This window comes from Nocardiopsis sp. LDBS0036 (assembly GCF_041228755.1).
Classification (GTDB): Bacteria; Actinomycetota; Actinomycetes; order Streptosporangiales; family Streptosporangiaceae; genus Nocardiopsis; species Nocardiopsis dassonvillei.
Genome location: NZ_CP141103.1, coordinates 5799413 through 5818931 on the forward strand (window position 1 = coordinate 5799413; position 19519 = coordinate 5818931).

The following is a 19519-nucleotide window of genomic DNA, read 5'->3' on the forward strand; positions in this document are numbered from 1 at the left end:
TTTCGTCTTCCTCCGGTCCCGTGCAGTTCAGAGCCGGTTCAGCGGCCGACCGCGTACCCCTGCGAGGCCCGCGCGTCGGCGGCGGCGCGCAGCTCGCCGGTCTCCGGGTCGCGGGCCACGGCGGCCAGGCGCCCCAGCGTCCACTCCTGGGCGACCTGCACCCGGTGGCCGCGCCGACGGAGTTCCTCGACGGTCCGTGCCCCCGCGCCCGGTTCCACGACCAGGCCGCCCGGAACCGTCTCGCGGGGGTGGAAGGAGCTGGGGAAGGCGGTGGTGTGGAACATCGGGGTGTCCAGGGCCTCCTGGAGGTTCTCCACCCCGTTGAGGATCCGCAGCAGGGCGGTGAACGTCCACTGGTCCTGCTGGTCGCCGCCCGGGGTGCCGATCGCCAGCACCGCCTGGCCGTCCTCCCTGGTCACCAGGGTGGGGGACAGGGTGGTGCGGGGGCGCTTGCGGGGCGCCAGGGCGTTGGGGGAGGCCGGGTCGAGCCAGAACATCTGCGCCCGGGTTCCCAGCGGGAACCCGAGGGCGGGGATGACCGGCGAACTGCTGAGCCAGCCGCCGCTGGGGGTGGCCGAGACCATGTTGCCCCACGCGTCCACGACGTCCACGTGGCAGGTGTCCCCGCGCAGGTCGGCGGGGTTGGCGACGGCGTCCTGGCGTACCGTGGGCTCGCCCGTGGTGCGGTCGCCGGGGGTGCGGCCCGGCACGTACAGCGGCGGTTCGAAGGGTGTGCGGCCGCCGACGGTGCCGGGGCGCTGCTCCATGCTGGCGTGCGCACCGTCGACCAGTGCCGCGCGGCGCGCGGTGTAGTCGGCGCCCAGCAGCTCCTTGAGGGGCACGTCCGTGAAGTCGGGGTCGCCGTACCAGGCCTCGCGGTCGGCGAAGGCGAGCTTGGCCGCCTCGGTCACCCCGTGCACGAAGTCGGCGCTGACCCCGTCGAGCACGTCGCGTCCGGTGCCCAGGACCTCGGCCAGGCGCAGCTGCTGGAGCATGACGGGCCCCTGCCCCCACGGGCCGGTCTTGTGCACGGTGTGGGTGCCGTAGGCCGCGCTGGCGGGCTCCTCGTAGGAGGCGCTCCAGTCGGCCATGTCCTGCGCGGTGAGCAGGGCCCGCTGGGGCTCGCCCGTGCCGCTGGGGACGGGCGAGGACAGGAAGTCCCCGACCGCCTCCGCGACGAAGCCCTGCGACCAGGACCGCCGGGCCGCCTCGATCTGCGCCTCGCGGTCGCCTCCCGAAGCCTCGGCCTCGGCGACGATCCGCCGGTAGGCGGCGGCCAGGGCCGGGTTGCGCAGCCGGGAGCCGGGGCGGGGCGCGGCGCCGTGCGGGAGGTAGACGGCCGCCGAACCGGCCCAGTGGCGGGAGAAGACGGGGGTGAGGGCCTCGACGGCGGCGGCGATGCGGTCCAGGACGGGGTAGCCGCGCTCGGCCAGCCCGATCGCGTGGTCGAGGACGTCGCGGACGGTCATGGTGCCGTGGTCGCGCAGCAGCAGCATCCAGGCGTCGAAGGAGCCGGGGACGGTGGCGGCGAGCACGCCGCTGCCGGGGATGCGGTCCATGCCCGCGAAGGCGTCGACGGTCGCCGCGGCGGGGGAGACGCCCTGGCCGCACAGGACGCGGGGGGAACTTCCGGCGGCCTGGAAGATGACGGGGACCTCCCCGCCGGGGCCGTTGAGGTGGGGCTCGACCACCTGGAGGGTGAACCCCGCGCCGACGGCGGCGTCGAAGGCGTTGCCGCCGCGTTCGAGCAGGGACATGCCGGTGGCGCTGGCCAGCCAGTGGGTGGAGGCGACCATGCCGAAGTCGCCGCGGAGCTGGGGGCGGGTGGTGAAACCGGGGGGCATCTGAGCGGGTCCTCCTCAGGGGGCGGTGGTGGCGGGGTCGCCACCGCGGACCGGTCCAGGCCTGCCCCCGGTGGGGGACGCGGAGGCCGGGAGGGCGACCACGGTCACCCGGACGCGGACTTGAGGTGACGTTACATCATGGGTTGTCCATACGAATGGGCTGATGTCTGGTTCGTGGGAGCGGTGCCCGGTGCCCTGGCAGGGGCGGCCGAGCGGGACGCCGGTGGGAGGGGTGTCCGCCCTCAGGGCGGCTGTGCGCGAGTGATCCGTGGGGCCGTCGCCGGTTCTCCGGGGGGAGGGACGGGCGCCCGGCCGGGGCGGGCGCTGCGGCGTCGTCCACAGGGAGAACCCGGGGCTGGTGCGTGCGCCCGGCCCCGGGTTGACTGGATGTAGGGGGCCCTCAGGGCCGGCCCGCATCGTGCTGCCCGCCGACCGCCGCCTGGCGGCCGGCGGGCGGGCGCGGTGCTCAGGAGGTCCCGGTCGGGAAGCTCCACGGCAGGGACTGCGCCAGCTCGGCCCACTCCTGGGCGCCGATCGGGTCCAGGACCTCGGTGGCGTCCACCTCCACGGGCAGGGTGGCGTTCACCTCCTCCAGCGTGCGCGCCACGTTCTCCTCGTGCGTGGCGTCGTGCTTCTCGGCCTCCTCCACGAGCACGGCGATCATCTCGCCGAGGTCGGAGATGAGCCCCTCCAGTTCGGTGCGCGACATCTGGACGTCCTCGGCGCAGTGCTCGACGGCGACGGTCTTGACGCCCTCGTCGCCGTAGTACCAGACGGTGGCCAGCAGGCGGTCGAGGTCCCCGTCGCCGAGCCGCTCCGCGGCCACGGCCCGCTCCACGAACTGCGTGCTGGCCGGGGTCATCTCGCCCAGGCGGGTCTCGCCGGTCTCGAAGCTCACGAACCGGCTGACGACACATTCCTTGGCCATCCGGACGCGGGCCACCCCGGGCTGCTCGGAGTCCGCGGTCCCTCCGGTCTCCGCCGGCGCCCCCTGCGCGCCGTCCCCGGTGGCGGGCTGCTCCTGCGCTGCCTCTCCGCCCTGCGCGGACGGGCTCTCGGGGGTCTGTGAGGTCTCGGAGGTTTGGGTGGCTTCGGGGGTCTCCGGAGTCTCGGGCCGTCCGACGGGGGCGGTGTCCACCGGAGTCCCGTCGGCGGAGGACGTGCTTCCGTCCGCACCGGCGGGCTCCTGCGACTCCTTCTCCCCGGTCGTCCCGGACGCCGGCTCCGCGGGCTCCTGCGGGCTTTCCTCCTCGGCGGGCCCGTCCTGCGCCGCCTCGGCACCGGCCTCGCCGCCGGAGCTTCCGTCCGACGCGGCGCCGCCCGCCTCGGCACCGGCCTCGCCGCCGGAGCTTCCGTCCGACGCGGCGCCGCCCGCCTCGCCGCCGGACCCCTCCTGCGCGGGCTCCTGCGCGTTCGGCTCGTCCTGCGCGGGCTCCTCGGCCTCCGGTTCCTGCGATCCGGACCCCTCAGGGGCGGGCTCCTCGGTCCCCTCCGCGGGCGCCTCCTCCTTCCTGGTCAGCGACTCCGCCATCCTGACCAGTTCACCGCTGCCCCACTTGTCCGGCTGGAGGTACAGGGCCACGGCCACGCCCGGCTCGTCGAGCCAGAACAGGTCGCCGGTCTCCGGAGACAGGTAGGCCTCACTGCGCAGCGCCTCGCCCGAGTCCAGGCGCTCCAGCGTCCTCTCGGGAAGGTGACCGTACCGGCGTTCGCGCAGGTCGTCGAGCTGCTCCATGCTGTCCGAGCGCAGGATCGAGACCCTGCCGAGCAGCTGGTCGGGTCCGCGCATCCAGGACAGCTGCGACTGTCTGTTGCCCAGCCGGTCGGTCGTGGTCGAGGCGTGGATCCCGTTCCGCTCCAGCTCGGCGGGCAGGTAACCGATCTCGTAGCCGTCCAGGCTGTACGAGGAGACGCTCTGGCTGATCTCCGGCCAGGCCAGCGTCCGCATGTCCTTCTCGTCGGCCGCCACCGCCCCCGGGAGACCGACCAGTCCCGACGACGCGATCGCGGCGGCGCCGAGCAGCGCGACCCACCTCTTGTGGTGCTTGCGCATCAGTGTTCCTTCCCATCGACTACTCATAGTGATGTTCGCAGCCTCTGGGTAATCGCTCACGGGCGCGGGGGTCAAAAACCGTACATGAAGTAACCAAATGGATGCATTAAGTGAGAATGTCGTCGAACTGTCGGACACATCACCAGATGATGGGCGGCGGATCACCGACTGCTCCGCAGACGGTAACCACGAGGTCACCATCCGCACCCAGCCTGAGGAAGCAGCCGACAAGTTCACGCGCACTTGGGAGGTCCGGTGCAGCGCATCGGCATCGTCGTCGCAGCCGTGTCGTTCTTCGTCGTCACCGGCGCGAGCGCATCGTCCGCGACACAGGACGCCGACCCCCGGTGGTCGGACGTCACCAGATCCGCAGTCATCGAGTACACGACGACATCCGAACGCCCGCTGATCGCCGTCTCCCACCGCGGAGCCTCCGGTCACGCGCCCGAGAACACCCTGGCCGCCCTCGACGCGGCCGACCGGCTCGGAGCCGAGACCGTGGAGGTGGACGTCCAGCGCACGAAGGACGACGTCCTCGTGCTCATGCACGACACCACCCTCGAACGCACCACCGACGTCGAGGAGGTCTTCCCCGACCGCGGCTCCTACGAGGTCGGCGACTTCACCATGGAGGAGGTCCGCAGACTCGACGCGGGCGCGTGGTTCGACTCCTCCTTCGACGGCGAGCCCGTCCCCACCTTCGCGGAGGGGCTCGACCGCATGGAGCAGCTGGACCTCAACCTCTTCCTGGAGCTCAAGGAGCCCGGACTCTACCCCGGCATCGAGCAGGAGATCGCCGACGAGCTGACCGGGCGCGGAACCTGGCTGGAACCCAACCCGGACGGTGAGCCCCGACGCCTCGTCCTGCAGAGCTTCGACTGGGAGTCGGTGCGGCGCTCCAAGGACCTGCTCCCGTCCGTGCCGCACGCCCTGCTCGGGCGGGTCCCCGAGAGCAGCATCGACGAGCACGACTGGGCACAGATGATCAACCCCAACCACACCACCATCGACGCCGCCTACGTGGAGCGGGTCCACGAGGCGGGGATGGAGATCATGCCCTACACCATCAACGAGCGCTCCCGGATGGACACCGTCCTGGGCTGGAAGGTCGACGGCTTCATCACCGACTACCCCGACGTCGGCCAGGAGGCCATCGCCGCCCGGACCAAACGGTCCCAGCCGGTGGTCAGGATCCCCACGCTGCCCCTGCCCCGCTGACCCGCGTCGGCCCGGGAACCGCGTCCGCCCCGCAGGGGGCGCGATCCCCGGACCGAGCCCGGAGCGCTCCCTGGCCCCGGGCGGTGTCAGGTGGGATGATCGGTCCGACCCACACGAGGACCCCGCTTCCGGGGAGACCGCGCCGCGGTCTCCCCGGAAGCGGGGCGTTCGGACCAGGAGGCGGACACCACGTGAGCGATCGGCTGACCATCCCCCGGGAACACGTCGACTGGCGCACCAAGGGCCTGTGGTGGACGGACGCCCCGATTCCCCTGGAGGAGTTCGCGGCCCGCCGCGACCACCTGTTCACCGGCCCCTTCACCTGGCCGCTGATGGTCCTGCGCGCCTCCGCGCTGGACCGCAACATCGCCGCGCTCGCCGACTTCGCCGAGCGCCACCGGCTGCTGTTCGCCCCGCACGGCAAGACCTCCATGGCTCCGGCCCTCATCCAGCGCCAGCTGGACGCGGGCGCCTGGGGGGTCTCCGCCGCCAGCGCCAACCAGGTCCTGGACTTCCGGCGGTTCGGCGTGCGCCGGATCCTGCTCGCCAACGAGCTGCTCGACGGCCGGGTGCTGCGCTGGGCGGCCGGTGAGCTGGACGAGGACCCCGACTTCGAGTTCCTCTTCTACGCCGACTCCGCCGAGGGGGTGGCGGTCGCCGCGGAGGCGGCCGCCGACCGGCCCGGCGGAGGCCCCGCCGGGCGGCCCCTGCGGGTGCTGGTCGAGCGGGGGGTCCCCGGCGGGCGCACCGGCTGCCGCACCCGGGAGGAACTGCTCGCGGTGGCCGAGGCCGTCGCCGGGGCGCCGGGCCTGGAACCGGCCGGGGTGGCGGGCTACGAGGGGTCGCTCGGCGACGCCGACGGCGTGCGCGGTTTCCTGCGCGACCTGGTCGGCGACGCCGCGGCGCTGGCCGCCCGGCACGGCCTGGAGAGGCCGGTGCTGTCGGTGGGCGGCAGCGCGTGGTTCGACCTGGTCGCCGAGGAGCTCGGCGGACGCGGGGACGTCCTGCCGATCCTGCGCAGCGGTGCCTACGTGGTCCACGACGACGGCCTGTACCGGCGCACCACGCCCTACCGACGCCTGCCGGAGGGCCCCGACGCGCTGGCCGGGGCCCTGGAGCTGTGGGCCCAGGTGACCTCCGTCCCGGAGGAGGGGTTGGCGATCGTCGGCATGGGGCGACGCGACGCCAACCACGACCAGGGGTTCCCCGTGCCGCGCCGCCTGCGCCGCGCGGACGGCGCGACCGTGGAGGCCGGGGGCATGGAGGTGACCGACCTCAACGACCACCACGCCTACCTGAGGATCGCGCCGGGACTGCGGGTCAGCCCCGGCGACCTGGTCTCCTTCGGGATCTCGCACCCGTGCACGGCCTTCGACCGCTGGCGGGTCCTGCCGGTGGTGGACGACGCCGACACCGTCGTGGAGATGGCGGCCACCTACTTCTGATCCCCGGGGGAGGCGCCCGCAGGACCGGCGCCGCAGGGGCCCGGGCCTCCCCGGCCGTGCTTTCCGGGCTCCGGCGCCCCGGGAGCGCCTCCGGCTCCCGGGGTCGCGGGGTCACCCCCAGCCCACCACCCCCGGGCGGGTGTGCCACGGGCGCGGCCCCTCCAGCGGCCGGTACTCCACCCCGGCCGCGTCGAGCCGCTCCAGGTGCCGCCTCAGCCGGGGCTCGAACTCGGCGTAGTCGCGCTCACCGGACGACCACACCTGCTCGGCGAAGGCCGACAGCCTGGGAAAGACCATGTAGTCCAGCCTGCGCGGCGAGTCGATGTGCTCGGTCCACACGTTCACCTGCGCGCCCAGCACGTGCCGGGCCTCCTGCTCGGTCAGCCCCGGGGGGACCGGCTCGGCCAGGTACACGTCCTCGGTCCGCAGCAGCGTGCCCACCGGGACGGGCTCGTCCCCGGACTCCGACTGCCGGTAGTCCAGGTAGGAGGTGCGGGTGGGGCTCATGACCACGTCGTGACCGGCCCGCGCGGCCGCGACACCCCCCTCCTCGCCGCGCCACGACATCACGGTCGCCCCCGGCGCGAGCCCTCCCTCCAGGATCTCGTCCCAGCCGACCAGGCGGCGGCCGCGCGAGGTCAGGTGCTCGTCCAGCTGGCGGATGAACCAGCTCTGCAGCTCGTCCTCGTCGGCCAGCCCCTCCTCCTTGATCCGCCGCTGCGCGGACGCGCTCGCCCGCCACTGGGTCTTGGGGCACTCGTCGCCGCCCACGTGCACGTACGTGCTCGGGAACAGTTCGATCAGCTCGTCCAGGACGTTGCGGTAGAACTCCAGGACGTTGTCGGTGACCGCGAGCACCTCCTCGAAGATCCCCCACTGGTCGCCGACCGGGATCCGTCCGCACTCGCCCAGCTCGGGGTAGGCGTGGATGGCGGCCTGCGAGTGGCCGGGCACGTCGATCTCGGGGACGACGGCCACGTGCCGGGCGTCGGCGTAGGCGACGATCTCGCGGATGTCGTCCTGCGTGAAGAAGCCGCCGTGCGGGCGCTCGTCGAACACCGGCGGCTTCGCGGCGCCCACCTGGCTCCGGGTCCGCCAGGAGCCCACCTCGGTCAGCTTCGGGTAGCGGCGGATCTCCACGCGCCACCCCTGGTCGTCGGTCAGGTGCAGGTGCAGGACGTTGAGCTTGTGCATGGCCAGCAGGTCGATGAACCGCAGCACCTCGCGCTTGGGCACGAAGTGACGGGCCACGTCCAGCATCACGCCCCGCCAGCGAAAACGGGGCGCGTCGGTGACGCTCACGGCGGGCAGGGCCCACTCGGCACCGCCCAGCGGGGCGTCCCGGTAGACGTCGGCGGGCAGCAGCTGGCGCAGGGTCTGCGCACCGTAGAACACCCCGGCGGGGTCGTTGCCCACGATGATGGCTCCCTCGGCGTCCACGATCAGCCGGTAGCCCTCGCGGCCCAGACCCGCCTCGGGGTCCACGCTCAGCCGGATCTGGGCGCTGGCCTCGTCGCCGGTGGCCAGGGGGAGGCCGGTGGCCGCCCCGAGTTCACGCTGGAGCCACGCGAGCGTGCCCCGGGCGTCGGGGTCGGCGGACACCCTGGTCGAGGCGGTCAGCGTGAGGCCCCCGGCGTCTCCCGGAGCCGAGGTGTGGGGACGGGGGACGAGGGAGGGGGAAGTGTCGGGCACGGCGAACCGCTCCTATCCGGTCTAGACCAATACCGGCCATAGTGTCACGTGGCTCCTCCCGGGCACACCCCCCACGGACAAACGGTCGCCCGTACCCCGAGACGACGTGGTACCGAAACCGGTACCGGGTAGGTGCGGACGTGGTGGGGTTACCACCACGACGGATGGGGGGCTGGCGTTATCGCCGTGACGCGGGGCCCGTCCGTACCGTTGCCGAGACGGCGGGACACAGGGGGTTCGGCGATGTTCAGGAGACGGGGGACACCCGTGGGGCGGTGGCGCTGATGCTGGTGCCGATCCTCATCGCCGTGGCCGGGGCGTTCACCCTGGCACTGGGTTCCGCCCTCCAGGAGCGCGACGCCGTCCGCGCCCCCGGCGGCCGGGTGGCGAAGGCGGGGTTCCTGCTGCACCTGCTGCGTCAGCCCCGCTGGATGATCGGCAGCGCGGCCGCCGTCCTCGGCGCGGGACTGCACCTGCTGGCCCTCAGCGGCGCGCCGCTGACCATCATCCAGCCGATCGGCGTGACCGGCCTGCTGTTCGCCATCGTGCTGTCGGCCCTGTTCAACCGCCGCCGGGTCAGTCCCTCCCAGATCATCGCCGGAATCGCCGTCATGGTGGGCCTCACCGGGGTGATCTCCCTGTTCCCGCACACCGCCGACAGCCCCGTCATGAGCACCGGCACGGCACTGGCGCTCACCGGGGTCGTCCTCGGCGCGGGAGCCGTCGTCCACTTCACGGCGCACCGGATGAACAACGGGGCCCGGGCCCTCCTGCTCGCCCTGGCGGGCGGGGCGGCCATGGGCACCACGTCCGGCCTGGCCCGCGTCCTGGCCGCCAACGCCGTCGGGGACTGGACCAGCCTGATCAGCTGGCTGACCCCGCTCGCGGTGGTCGCGGCGGTCTTCGGCGCCCTCCTGATGCAGAACGCCTACCGCACCGGGCACTTCACCGCCGCCTACGCGACCCTCCTGATCACCGACCCCGTGGTCGGCGTGGCCATCGGCGCCCTCCTCCTGGGCGAGGGCGCGCCGCGGACCCTTCCCGCCCAGATCGGCGCGCTGGTCTTCGCCTGCCTCGCCGTCGCCGGGACCATCGCCCTCGCCCAGGCGCGCCACCGCAACCCCGAGGTCGTCGCCGCCGACACCGAACGCTGAGGAGAGACCACCATGGCCGAACGCCCGCTGCGCGTCCTGATCGCCAGCGACACCTATCCCCCCGACGTCAACGGGGCCGGATACTTCACCCACCGCCTTGCCGAGGGACTGGCCGGACGGGGGCACCGGGTCCACGTGGTGTGCCCCTCCGAGCGGGGCGAACCCCACGTCACGGTCAACGGCGCGGTGACCGAGCACCGCCTGCGCTCGGCCCCCATCCCCTTCATGCGCGCCGCCGTCCCGCTGGGGATGGGCGGGCACATCGCCAGGGTCATCGAGCGCCTGGACCCCGACGTCGTGCACGCGCAGAGCCACTTCCCGCTCAGCCGCTCGGCGATGCGCAGGGGCCGTGCCGCAGGCGTCCCCGTCGTGCTCACCAACCACTTCATGCCGGACAACCTGTACGCGCACGCCCGGATCCCCGCGCCGATGCAGGAACTCGCGGGCCTCCTGGCCTGGAGGGACATGGTCCGGGTGGCGGGGGAGGCAGACCACGTGACCACGCCGACCCCGCGGGCGGCCCGGCTCCTGCGGGAGAAGGGGTTCACGCGTGAGGTCGAGGCCATCTCGTGCGGGATCGACCTGGAGCGGTTCCGCCCCCACGAGGACCCCGCCGCGGCCCGGCGCCGGTTCGGTCTGCCCGACCGGGACACGATCGTGTTCGTGGGCAGGCTGGACGCGGAGAAGAGGATCGACGACACCATCCGGGCGCTCGCGCGGATCGTGCCCGAACGCGACGCCCAGCTGGCCCTGGCCGGGACCGGTCAGCGCAAGGAGGAGCTGCGCGCGCTGGCCGCGGAGCTGGGGGTGGCGGACCGGGTGTTCTTCCTGGGGTTCGTCCCGGACGAGGACCTGCCCCTGGTCTACGCGGCGGGGGACGCCTTCGCCATCGCGGGTGTGGCCGAGTTGCAGAGCATCGCCACCCTGGAGGCGATGTCCACCGGTCTGCCGGTGGTGGCCGCGGACGCGATGGCGCTGCCGCACCTGGTGGAGGAGGGGCGCAACGGGTTCCTCTTCCCGCCGGGCGACCCCGTGCGCCTGGCGGACCGGCTGCTCCTCGTGCTCGGCCCCGGTCGGCGCGCGCTCGGCGCGGCCAGCCGTGAGCTCGCGCGGCGGCACGACCACCACCGGTCCCTGGAGCGGTTCGAGGAGGTCTACACCCGTCTGCGGGGCACGGCTCCCGCGCGGGTGGAGGGGCTGGTCGCCGCCTGAGGTGTCCGAAAGAGCCGTTTGGTTGATGTTTCGATTCTTCTGCCACTTTCCGTATTCTTTGCGTAGCGACCGGTGATGTTGTCCCCGTGCGGGATACACAAGATGTTGTGTGGTTCGAAGGGATCAGTGCACAGACCGGCCGGGGCAACCCCACCGAGGGCCTCACCGATCGGCTCGTCAGCGCCGAGCGGGAGGCGGGGTTCCACGAGCGCGACATGTCGGTGTTCGAACGCGAGCGCATCGACCTGGAGCACCGGGTGAACCGGATGGAGGCCGAGCTGGAGGCACTGCGCAAAAGGAGACTGGAAGCCTACGCCCGATGGTGGAACGCCCGAGACGACCGTGACCGGGCACTCCACGTCTGCCGCAGACTGCGCCGCCGGATCGACCGGACACGCGGCAGGGAGAAAGAGTGAACGACGACGAACGTGGTCCGACCCCGGGGGGTTCGGGCCACGCGTCGTTCCAGGAGGCCCCTCCCGGAGGGTTCGCCCCGGGGCCGGAACGGACCGTGGTGCCCCGCCGAAGGGGACCGGCCCTCGGCGGGTCCGGCCGCGTGCCCGTGGAGCACGGGCCGACGGGGCCCGGCGGGGTCGGCGCGCAGCGGACCGGTGCCAGCGGCCGGGCACCCGTGGAGCGCGTGCTGACACAGGACCCGGTCGCGACGGTGCGTGGCGGCCCGGAGCCGGTGGTCAGGCCACCATGATCCCGGCGATCTCCCTGTTCACCTGCTGCGCGGCGTCCCTCAACGCCGCCAGCGTCACCTGCACCGCCGGCCGCCTCGCCGCCACCGACCGCACCACCGCGTACACGTGCCGCTCGGGCGCGGACGCGGGCAGCCTCCGGTAGACGAGCCCCGCCGGGGCCCCCACCATCGCCAGGGCCGGGACCGCGGCGATCCCGATCCCGCGCGAGACCAGGCTCAGCACCGTTCCCAGCCCCTCGAACTCCCAGGCCGCGGAGGGCAGCCCGCCCACCTCGGACAGGAGCCGGTCCGTTCCGTAGCGCGAACGCTCGCTCTCGGGCGTCACGATCCACGACTCGTTCAGCAGTCCCTCCAGCACCACCGGGGTCGAGGGATCGGCCAGCGCGTGCCCCCGGGGCACCGCCAGCACCATCGGGTCGCGCATCAGGTTGATGTGCCGCAGGCCGCCCTCCGGCCCGCGCCCGGGGTGCTGTCCGGACCAGTCGTCGACCAGGGCGATGTCCACCTCCCGTGAGCGCACCTGCTGGGTCCCCGTCGCCAGCAGGGTCTGGCGCAGCAGCAGCTGCATCCCCTCGTGCCGGCGCAGCGGCGGTACCAACAGGGGCGCGAACGCCACGGCGGCGGTCGGGAACGCCGTGACGGTGACCACGCCCAGCGCCAGGTCGGACTGCTCGGCGAGCACCGACTCGGTCGCCTCCACCAGCGCCAGGATGTCCTCGGCCTGGGTCACCAGCAGCCGTCCGGCGTCCGTGAGCTCGGCGCCCCGCGCGGAGCGGTCCAGCAGCGCGACGCCCGTCTCCCGCTCCAGGGTGGCCAGTTGCTGGGACACGGCCGAGGGCGTGTAACCGAGGGCGGCGGCGGTGGCGGCGATGGTCCCCCGGACGCTGAACTCGCGGAGGACGTGCAGACGACGCAGATCGAGCATAAGAGAAGCTTACGCTCAGCATCGAAAAGACGCGCTTGTACTGATGCCCGAACCTGGGCAGTCTATGGGGTGACGGGCCGTCTTCCCAGGTGGAGCGGCAGTCCACGCATCACCCGCATTCACGACAAACCGGAGATGAGTCCTCGATGACCGTCACTGTGTCCGCGACCCTCGCCGTCAACGAAGCGCTCGCCGAGAAGCGCCGCCAGGGAGTCCGCGTGCTCCCCCTGGGCTTCGGCGAGGCCGGACTCCCGGTCCACCCGGTCATGCGCGACCGGCTCACCGCGGGGAACGGCGCCAACGCCTACGGGCCCGTCGCCGGGTCCGCGGCCCTGCGCGAGGCCGCCGCCGGGTACTGGGAGCGCCGCGGGCTGCCCACCGACCCCGGACTGGTCATCGCCGGGCCCGGCAGCAAGCCGCTCCTGTACAGCCTCCTGCTGGAGATCGGCGGCGACACCGCGATCGCCGCGCCCAGCTGGGTCAGCTACGCCGCGCAGAGCCGCCTGGTGGGGCAGCGGCCCGTCATGGTCCCCACCGCCACCGGTGAGGGGGGCGTACCCCAGCCGGACCTGCTGCACGCCGCCGTCACCGCCGCCCGTGAGCAGGGGCGCGCTGTCAACGCCGTCATCGTCACCGTTCCCGACAACCCGACCGGCACCGTGGCCGGCGCCGACACCGTCCGGCGCCTGTGCGAGGTGGCCCGCGAACTCGACCTGATCGTCATCTCCGACGAGATCTACCGCGACCTCCTCCACCCCGCGGCCCCCGGCGAGGAGCCCGCCGAGGTGCACAGCCCCGCCGAGTACGCGCCCGAGCGCACCGTCGTCTCCACCGGGCTGAGCAAGAACCTGGCCCTGGGCGGCTGGCGCATCGGCGTCGTACGCCTGCCCGACTCCGAGATCGGCCACCGCCTGCGCGGCGGGCTGCTCGGGGTGGCCAGCGAGATCTGGTCGAGCCCGGCCGCCCCCGTCCAGGAGGCAGCGGCGCACGCCTTCACCGAACCCGCCGAACTCCTCGACCACGTCGACCGCAGCCGCCGTCTGCACGGCATCGTCGCAGGGGCGGTCACCGGGGCCTTCGCCCGCGCGGGCGCGACCGTGGCCGCGCCCCGGGCGGCCTTCTACCTCTACCCCGACTTCGAGCCGGTCCGGGAGCGGCTGGCCGCCCTCCACGGTGTGGCCACCGGCCCGGACCTGACCGGGCTGCTGCTGGACCGCTTCGGGATGGGCGTGCTGCCCGCCGCGGAGTTCGGGGAGAGCGCGGAGGCCCTGCGCATGCGGGTCGCCACCAGCCTGCTCTACGGCGACACCGAGGAACGCCGCTACGCCGCCCTCGCCGCCACGGACCCGCTGGCGCTGCCCTGGATCCGCGCACACCTGGACCGCCTCGACGAGGTCCTGGGCACGCTGCTCCCCACGGGCGCCGACACCGGGGCCGTCCTGCCCCGGTCCGCCGAACCACAGGCGGTCAGCTGACCGCTCCCCGCGTCCGCCCCGTTGTAAGGGGGCGGGGCGGACGCACCGTCATCCGGCCTCCCCCGGCCGCTCCTTCCGGGGGAGGCCGGATCCCTGTCCGGCTCCGTGCGGCGGGAGGTCGCGGTCCCTCCGCGGCACACCGCCCCCACTCCGGCGGCACGTCCGCGCCCCGGCGCCGAGGGTCCGGTACGGTCCGCCGCGTGGGCGCCGCCCCGGCGCTCACCTCGGACCCGACGGTGCGCCTTCCGCCCCCGCCTCGCGTGCGGCCAGTTCCGCGCTGGAGGCGATCACCGCCCGGTAGTGGTCGAGCAGCTGCTCACCGACCGCCTCCCACGTACGGTGCTCCACCGAGGGCCGTGCGCCCCGCGCCATCCGCTCCCGCACCTGGCGGTTGTGGGCCAGCCGCCCCACCGCCACCCGCAGTTCGCGCACCGAGTCCGGGGCGTACAGCAGTCCGTTGTGTTCGGGCACCACCAGGTCCAGCGGCCCGCCCGAGGCGGGGGCCACCACCGGCACCCCCGAGGCCAGCGCCTCCTGGACGGCCTGGCAGAACGTCTCGTCCGCCCCGGTGTGCACGAACACGTCCATGGACGCGTACAGGCGCGACAGGTCACCGCCGGTGCGCTGCCCGGTGAACACCGCGTCGGGCAGGCGCCTGCGCAGGCGCGCACGCTCGGGGCCGTCCCCCACCACGACCAGCCTGATCCCGCGCAGGCGGGACACGTGTTCGAGCATCTCCACCCGCTTGTCCCTGGCCAGCCGCCCCACGTAGCCCACGATCGTCTCCCCGTGGGGAGCGAGCCCGCGCCGCAGTTCCTCGTCGCGGTGCGCGGGGGAGAAGCGCTGGGCGTCGACCCCGCGGCGCCACAGGTCCAGGCGGGGGAACCCCCGCGCGGACAGCGCCTCCATGGTGGCCGAGGACGGCGCCAGCGTGCGGTCCACCGCGGCGTGCGTGCGCCGCAGCAGCGACCACAGGGCGTCCCCGCCGGGCAGGCGGTAGCGCCCGGCGAAGCCGGGGAGGTCGGTCTGGAAGACCGCCACGGTCGGCAGCGCCCACCGCCGTGCGGTCTCCACGGCCGCCGCCCCGAGCAGGGCGGGCGAGGCCAGGTGCAGCACGTCGGGGGCGAAGGCGCGGATCGCCGCGGTCATCACGCGCCGCGCGGGCAGCCCCACGGAGAAGTCGCGGTAGAACGGCAGGGGCACGGAGGGGAGTCGGACCACCGGGAAACCCGCGTAGGAGGAGGGACCGGGCCCGGGGGCCAGTACCAGGGCCTCGTGGCCGCGCGCGGCCAGCAGGTCGGCGACCCGGCACACGGAGTTGGTCACCCCGTTGACCTGGGGGAGGAAGGACTCCGTCACGATCGCCACCCTCAGCGGCCCCCGGGCGTCGGCCGGGAGCACGCGGTCGAGCGGGGGCGTGTGGGCGGCCGGAGCCCGGTGCCCGGCAGCGGGAACGCGGGCGGACGCGTGGTCGGCCGCCGTTCGGGGAGCGGCCGAGGGCACGGAGGGTACACGTGTGGCCGGGGACGGGTGAGCGGCCGGGGACATGCGCGTGGCCGGAGACGTACGGTCGGTCGGGGACATGCGGGTGGCTCCCAACGCCGGGGGACGGCTGCCTACGCCGGGGACGGCTGTCTCCGACGCTAGGCTCGTGGGATGAACCTCGGTTTGGGTGCGGGGGAACCGCGCCCGAAGACCAGGCGTGGGCAGTCCGAGCGGTCGGTGACCGTGCCCGTGCGCCCGTGTGTCCACCGGGTGACCCCCCGGTGGATATGATTGCTGAATGTAGCCAATATATTGCTCTAAGGAGTCATGCGGTGACCCTCGTGGAATGGGCCGAAGCAGTCCGAAGCGAACTGGGCCTGACCGGCACCGAACCGCTCCGCAAGGAGGACGTCGACCGGGTGCTCGACCTCGCCCGGGACGCCGCCCACTCCGTGGCCCGGCCCGCCGCGCCCCTCACCACCTACCTCCTGGGCGTGGCGGTGGGTCAGGGCGCGGACCCCGACGAGGCCGCGGCGGCCCTCAGCAGGCTCGCCCTGGCCCAGGCCGACGAGGAGGACCGCGCCTAGGACCCCCGCGGTCCACACCGGTCGGGGCCGCTCCGTCCGTGCCGGTCGGGTCCGTTCGGGACATGGTGACCCGGAGCCCGTCGTGGTCGTACCAGGCCCACAGCGGCTGCACCGGCCCGCCGTCCGTACGACCGGACCGCGTGCCGTGCCGTGCCGTGTTCCGCGTGGGCCGCACCGGCTCCATCTGGTGTGCCGCCGTCCGGGCGGAGCCCCGGGACCGAGCCCCCGACGAGCGCGGAAGCCTCCGGAGGACACCGCCCCACCCGCGCGGTACGCGGAAATGGAACCGGAAGTTCCCGAAGAAACAGGCATGTGGAACACATGTGATGTGTTCGTTACGCGTCGATGCGATTCTTTGCCGATATCGCGGGCCTCCACCAGTGCCGAAGCGATCGCGAGGGCGTCGGATCCCCCGTACTTCGGTACCGGCGGCCTTCGTCCCCACACACTCACCGATAGGGAGATCCCCTGTGGACCAACTGCTCGAAATGGCGAGCCTCGCCAGCAGCATCATCTGGGGGCCCTTCGTCCTCATTCCGCTGCTGTTCGGTGTCGGCCTGTTCCTCACCGTCCGTCTCCGGTTGCTCCAGCTCTTCCGCCTGCCGCACGCGCTGTGGCTCGCCATCGTCCGGCGCAAGGAGGACGACTCCGTCGAGGGCGACATCTCCCACTACCAGGCGCTGAGCACGGCCCTGGCCGCCACCGTCGGCGTCGGCAACATCGCCGGCGCCGCGCTCGCCATCGGCGTCGGCGGCCCCGGCGCGCTGTTCTGGATGTGGGTCGTCGGCTTCCTCGGTATGGCCACCAAGTACAGCGAGGCCCTCCTTGGCGTGAAGTTCCGCCGCACCGACGCCAAGGGCGAACAGAGCGGCGGCCCGATGTACTACCTCAAGTACGGGATCCCCGGCGGCCTGGGAACCACCCTGGGCGTGGCCTTCGCGGTCTTCGGCGCCATCGCCGCCTTCGGCATCGGCAACGGCACCCAGGCCAACGCCGTCTCGCAGCAGATCACCAGCATCACGCCGCTGGAGCCGTGGATGGTGGGCCTGGCGCTCGTGGTCCTGGCGGGCGCCGTCATCCTCGGCGGCATCAAGAGCATCGGCCGCGTCGCCTCCGGCCTCGTGCCGATCATGATCGTCGGCTACGTGGGCATCTGCCTGGTCATCCTGGCCGTCAACTGGGCCGCGATCCTCCCCGCGCTCCAGCTCGTGGTGACCGACGCCTTCACCGGCACCGCGGCCACGGGCGGCTTCGCCGGCGCGGGCATCATGCTCGCCATCCAGCAGGGCTTCGCCCGCGGCATCTTCTCCAACGAGTCGGGCCTGGGCACAGGCGGTATCGCCGCCGCCTCGGCCAAGACCAACCAGCCGGTCCGCCAGGCCATGGTCTCGATGACCCAGACCTTCATCGACACCATCATCGTGGTCACCATGACCTGCCTGGTCATCATCACCACCGGCGTCTGGACCGACGGCCAGGCGGACGGCTCGCTGATGACCAGCAACGCGGTCTCCGAGGGCCTGGGGGCGATCAGCCCCGCGCTCGCCCCGGCCGGCGCCGTCATCGTGGCCGTCGCGGTGGCCGTGTTCGCCCTCACCACCCTGCTCGGATGGGCCTACTACGGCGAGCGCTGCATGGTGTTCCTGGGCGGCCGCCGCCTGGTCCTGCCCTACCGCCTGGTGTTCATCGCCGTCATCTACGTGGGCTCGGTCGCCAGCCTGGACTCGGTCTGGCTGTTCAGCGACATCGCCAACGGCCTGATGGCCCTGCCCAACCTCATCGGCCTCCTGCTGCTGTCCCCGGTCATCGTGGCTGAGACGCGCAAGTTCTTCGCCCACCCCGACTGGAGGGACCCGGACAAGGTCATGGAGGACGTGACCAAGGTCTGACCCGGTAGGGGCCGCGCCTCCAGCAGAGGGCGGAACGAGGAGGGGGGACCGGCGCGGAGCCGGTCCCCCCTCGGCGTTCCCTCATCCGGACGCCGCTGCTACCACCAGGCGTGGAAGTGGTGCACCGGGCCCTGCCCGCCGCCCGCGTCGATCTCGTCGGCGCGCCGGATGGCCTCGGTCAGGTAGTCCTTGGCGTCGCCCACAGCGGCGGCCACGTCCGGCCGCTGCGGCAGCAGGGCCGCGATCGAGGAGGACAGCGTGCACCCGGTGCCGTGCGTGTTGCGGGTGACCACCCTCGGGGCGCGGAACTCGACCGGGTCGGCGTCCCGGGCGACCAGGACGTCGACGCTCTCCCCGCCGGGCAGGTGGCCGCCCTTGAGCAGGACCCGGCGCGGGCCCAGCTCCAGCAGCCGCCAGGCCTGGGCGCGCATGGACGCCAGGTCGGTCGCCTCGGGCTCCTCCAGCAGGTCCGCGGCCTCGGGCAGGTTCGGGGTGACCAGGTCCGCGCGGGGCAGGAGCTTGGTGCGCAGCGCGTCGACGGCCGAGGCCTCCAGCAGCCGGTCCCCGCTCTTGGCGACCATCACCGGGTCCACCACCACGTTCGGCAGCGCGTGGCGGTCGATCGCCTCGGCCACGGCCTCGGTGACCTCCGAGGTGCCCAGCATGCCCACCTTGACCGCGTGCACGACGGCGTCGGCGAAGAGGGTGTCCATCTGGTGGGCGACGAAGCGCGCGGGGATCGGGTGGACCCCGGTGACGCCGAGCGTGGACTGGGCGGTCAGCGCGGCGATCACCGTCATCCCGAAGGTCCCGTGCGCGGAGAAGGCCTTGAGGTCGGCCTGGACGCCCGCGCCCCCGCTGGGGTCGCTGCCGGCGATGGACACGATGTTGTACGCGCTCATGGCGTTCCTTCGCTAGTGCTAACTAGGGCAGGTTCGACGGGTGTGCTCTCAGCCGGGAACGTGTCCCGGCACCCCGCGCCTCCGGAGCCGCCTCGGCGGCCCCGGTCATTATGTGTCTGTGGTGCGTTCCGGGCAGGATACCCACACAAGCGCGAAGGGGTCCGCCCGGGTACGCGGGCGGACCCCTGGAGGGTTTTCACGGGGGACGGAACCCCGAGGGAAAGGCGCCTCAGGCGGAGGTGCCCTCGGTCCGGCGGGCCCTGGTGCGCTTGTAGACGCGGGCCAGGATGAACCACAGCACCAGCAGGCCGATGATCACGACCACGATGTTGCTGATCACGCCGCTCCACTGGGCGAGGATGGGCTCGATGGCCGGGCCGAAGACGTAGCCGAGGCCGATCCAGATCGTGTTCCACACCGCCGAGCCGATGACCGTGTACAGCGAGAACTTGAACAGGGGCATCCGCTCGATCCCGGCGGGCACCGAGATGAAGCTGCGGACCAGGGGCACGCACCGGCCCAGCAGGACGGCGACGCCGCCGAAGCGGGTGAAGAAGCGCTCGGCCTTGTAGAAGTCCTCGATCTCCAGCAGCGGGGTCTTCTCGACCAGCCAGGCCGTGCGCTCGCGGCCCAGGAGCGCGCCGATCGCGTAGAAGCCCCACGCGCCGACCAGGCAGCCGATCGTCGCCCACAGGATGGCGAGCCACACGTTCATGTGCCCGGCGTAGGCGAGGAACCCGGCGCCGGGCAGGACCGCCTCACTGGGCATCGGCGGGAAGAAGGTCTCGATGAACAGCGCCACGCCGACACCGGGTTCGCCCAGGGTCGTCATCAGGCTCAGGACCCACCCGATGAACCCCTCGTACTCGTGGGCGACGTCGACGTCCGTCGTCGAGGCCGCGGTCATCAGCAGATTCGTTGTCATGCGGTTG

15 protein-coding genes and 1 riboswitch are annotated in these 19519 nt (G+C 73.2%); of the genes, 8 read left to right on the top strand and 7 right to left on the bottom strand.

Annotated elements, in window-relative coordinates; all coding sequences use genetic code 11:
- Nucleotides 1–38 precede the first annotated feature (38 nt).
- Together UIS43_RS24715 and UIS43_RS24720 are read right to left on the bottom strand one after the other, a co-directional pair.
- Nucleotides 39–1844 (bottom strand): gamma-glutamyltransferase family protein, encoded by a 1806-nt coding sequence (locus UIS43_RS24715; RefSeq protein ID WP_370011893.1) that lies wholly within the window; start codon nucleotides 1842–1844, stop codon nucleotides 39–41.
- A gap of 466 nt (nucleotides 1845–2310) precedes the next feature.
- A complete protein-coding gene (locus UIS43_RS24720; protein WP_370011894.1) occupies nucleotides 2311–3897 on the bottom strand; it encodes a hypothetical protein in 1587 nt (528 codons plus the stop codon).
- A 255-nt stretch (nucleotides 3898–4152) separates the two neighbouring features.
- Here UIS43_RS24720 and UIS43_RS24725 point away from each other — a divergent pair, with 255 nt between their 5' ends.
- A complete protein-coding gene (locus tag UIS43_RS24725) occupies nucleotides 4153–5115 on the top strand; it encodes a glycerophosphodiester phosphodiesterase family protein (protein ID WP_013151630.1) in 963 nt (320 codons plus the stop codon).
- Between the two features lie 191 nt (nucleotides 5116–5306).
- Complete coding sequence (locus UIS43_RS24730; protein WP_013151631.1) at nucleotides 5307–6560, top strand: alanine racemase; 1254 nt, start codon at nucleotides 5307–5309, stop codon at nucleotides 6558–6560.
- Nucleotides 6561–6671: 111 nt separating this feature from the next.
- Here UIS43_RS24730 and UIS43_RS24735 read toward each other — a convergent pair whose 3' ends face one another.
- Nucleotides 6672–8252: a beta-N-acetylhexosaminidase gene (locus UIS43_RS24735; RefSeq protein WP_013151632.1), complete on the bottom strand. Its 1581-nt coding sequence runs from the start codon at nucleotides 8250–8252 to the stop codon at nucleotides 6672–6674.
- Nucleotides 8253–8536: 284 nt separating this feature from the next.
- Here UIS43_RS24735 and UIS43_RS24740 point away from each other — a divergent pair, with 284 nt between their 5' ends.
- The 3 genes from UIS43_RS24740 to UIS43_RS24750 all read left to right on the top strand — a co-directional run bounded on the left by UIS43_RS24740 (nucleotide 8537) and on the right by UIS43_RS24750 (nucleotide 11034).
- On the top strand, nucleotides 8537–9406 hold the full coding sequence (locus UIS43_RS24740) for a DMT family transporter (RefSeq protein WP_197724868.1): 870 nt from the start codon (nucleotides 8537–8539) through the stop codon (nucleotides 9404–9406).
- Between the two features lie 12 nt (nucleotides 9407–9418).
- A complete protein-coding gene (locus UIS43_RS24745) occupies nucleotides 9419–10618 on the top strand; it encodes a glycosyltransferase (RefSeq protein ID WP_370011897.1) in 1200 nt (399 codons plus the stop codon).
- A 107-nt stretch (nucleotides 10619–10725) separates the two neighbouring features.
- Entirely contained in the window at nucleotides 10726–11034 is a 309-nt protein-coding gene (locus tag UIS43_RS24750; RefSeq protein ID WP_013151635.1) for a hypothetical protein, read from the top strand.
- A gap of 276 nt (nucleotides 11035–11310) precedes the next feature.
- Here UIS43_RS24750 and UIS43_RS24755 read toward each other — a convergent pair whose 3' ends face one another.
- On the bottom strand, nucleotides 11311–12249 hold the full coding sequence (locus UIS43_RS24755; RefSeq protein WP_013151636.1) for a LysR family transcriptional regulator: 939 nt from the start codon (nucleotides 12247–12249) through the stop codon (nucleotides 11311–11313).
- 146 nt (nucleotides 12250–12395) lie between these two features.
- Here UIS43_RS24755 and UIS43_RS24760 point away from each other — a divergent pair, with 146 nt between their 5' ends.
- Nucleotides 12396–13724, top strand: coding sequence for a pyridoxal phosphate-dependent aminotransferase (locus tag UIS43_RS24760; protein WP_370011899.1), 1329 nt, complete (start codon nucleotides 12396–12398; stop codon nucleotides 13722–13724).
- Nucleotides 13725–13943: 219 nt separating this feature from the next.
- On the opposite strand, the gene UIS43_RS24765 is transcribed toward UIS43_RS24760, so the two are convergent.
- Nucleotides 13944–15083: a glycosyltransferase family 1 protein gene (locus UIS43_RS24765; protein WP_232051635.1), complete on the bottom strand. Its 1140-nt coding sequence runs from the start codon at nucleotides 15081–15083 to the stop codon at nucleotides 13944–13946.
- 458 nt (nucleotides 15084–15541) lie between these two features.
- On the opposite strand from UIS43_RS24765, the gene UIS43_RS24770 reads away from it, so the two are divergent.
- Nucleotides 15542–15796, top strand: a complete 255-nt coding sequence (locus UIS43_RS24770; protein WP_013151639.1) for a DUF6457 domain-containing protein — start codon at nucleotides 15542–15544, stop codon at nucleotides 15794–15796.
- A gap of 470 nt (nucleotides 15797–16266) precedes the next feature.
- Complete coding sequence (locus UIS43_RS24775) at nucleotides 16267–17685, top strand: sodium:alanine symporter family protein (protein ID WP_013151640.1); 1419 nt, start codon at nucleotides 16267–16269, stop codon at nucleotides 17683–17685.
- A gap of 98 nt (nucleotides 17686–17783) precedes the next feature.
- Here UIS43_RS24775 and thiD read toward each other — a convergent pair whose 3' ends face one another.
- A complete protein-coding gene (gene thiD, locus UIS43_RS24780) occupies nucleotides 17784–18587 on the bottom strand; it encodes a bifunctional hydroxymethylpyrimidine kinase/phosphomethylpyrimidine kinase (protein ID WP_013151659.1) in 804 nt (267 codons plus the stop codon).
- Nucleotides 18575–18673, bottom strand: a riboswitch (TPP riboswitch). Its footprint overlaps the gene before it by 13 nt.
- A gap of 143 nt (nucleotides 18674–18816) precedes the next feature.
- Nucleotides 18817–19512 (bottom strand): DedA family protein, encoded by a 696-nt coding sequence (locus UIS43_RS24785; protein WP_013151660.1) that lies wholly within the window; start codon nucleotides 19510–19512, stop codon nucleotides 18817–18819.
- Between the last annotated feature and the right edge of the window lie 7 nt (nucleotides 19513–19519).

Excerpts from the sequence above, each read along its gene's own strand:
- UIS43_RS24715 (WP_370011893.1), bottom strand. The coding sequence starts at position 1,844 with ATGCCCCCCGGTTTCACCACCCGCCCCCAGCTCCGCGGCGACTTCGGC.
- UIS43_RS24720 (WP_370011894.1), bottom strand. The coding sequence starts at position 3,897 with ATGCGCAAGCACCACAAGAGGTGGGTCGCGCTGCTCGGCGCCGCCGCG.
- UIS43_RS24785 (WP_013151660.1), bottom strand. The coding sequence starts at position 19,512 with ATGACAACGAATCTGCTGATGACCGCGGCCTCGACGACGGACGTCGAC.
- UIS43_RS24760 (WP_370011899.1), top strand. The coding sequence starts at position 12,396 with ATGACCGTCACTGTGTCCGCGACCCTCGCCGTCAACGAAGCGCTCGCC.
- thiD (WP_013151659.1), bottom strand. The coding sequence starts at position 18,587 with ATGAGCGCGTACAACATCGTGTCCATCGCCGGCAGCGACCCCAGCGGG.
- UIS43_RS24740 (WP_197724868.1), top strand. The coding sequence starts at position 8,537 with ATGCTGGTGCCGATCCTCATCGCCGTGGCCGGGGCGTTCACCCTGGCA.
- UIS43_RS24755 (WP_013151636.1), bottom strand. The coding sequence starts at position 12,249 with ATGCTCGATCTGCGTCGTCTGCACGTCCTCCGCGAGTTCAGCGTCCGG.
- UIS43_RS24745 (WP_370011897.1), top strand. The coding sequence starts at position 9,419 with ATGGCCGAACGCCCGCTGCGCGTCCTGATCGCCAGCGACACCTATCCC.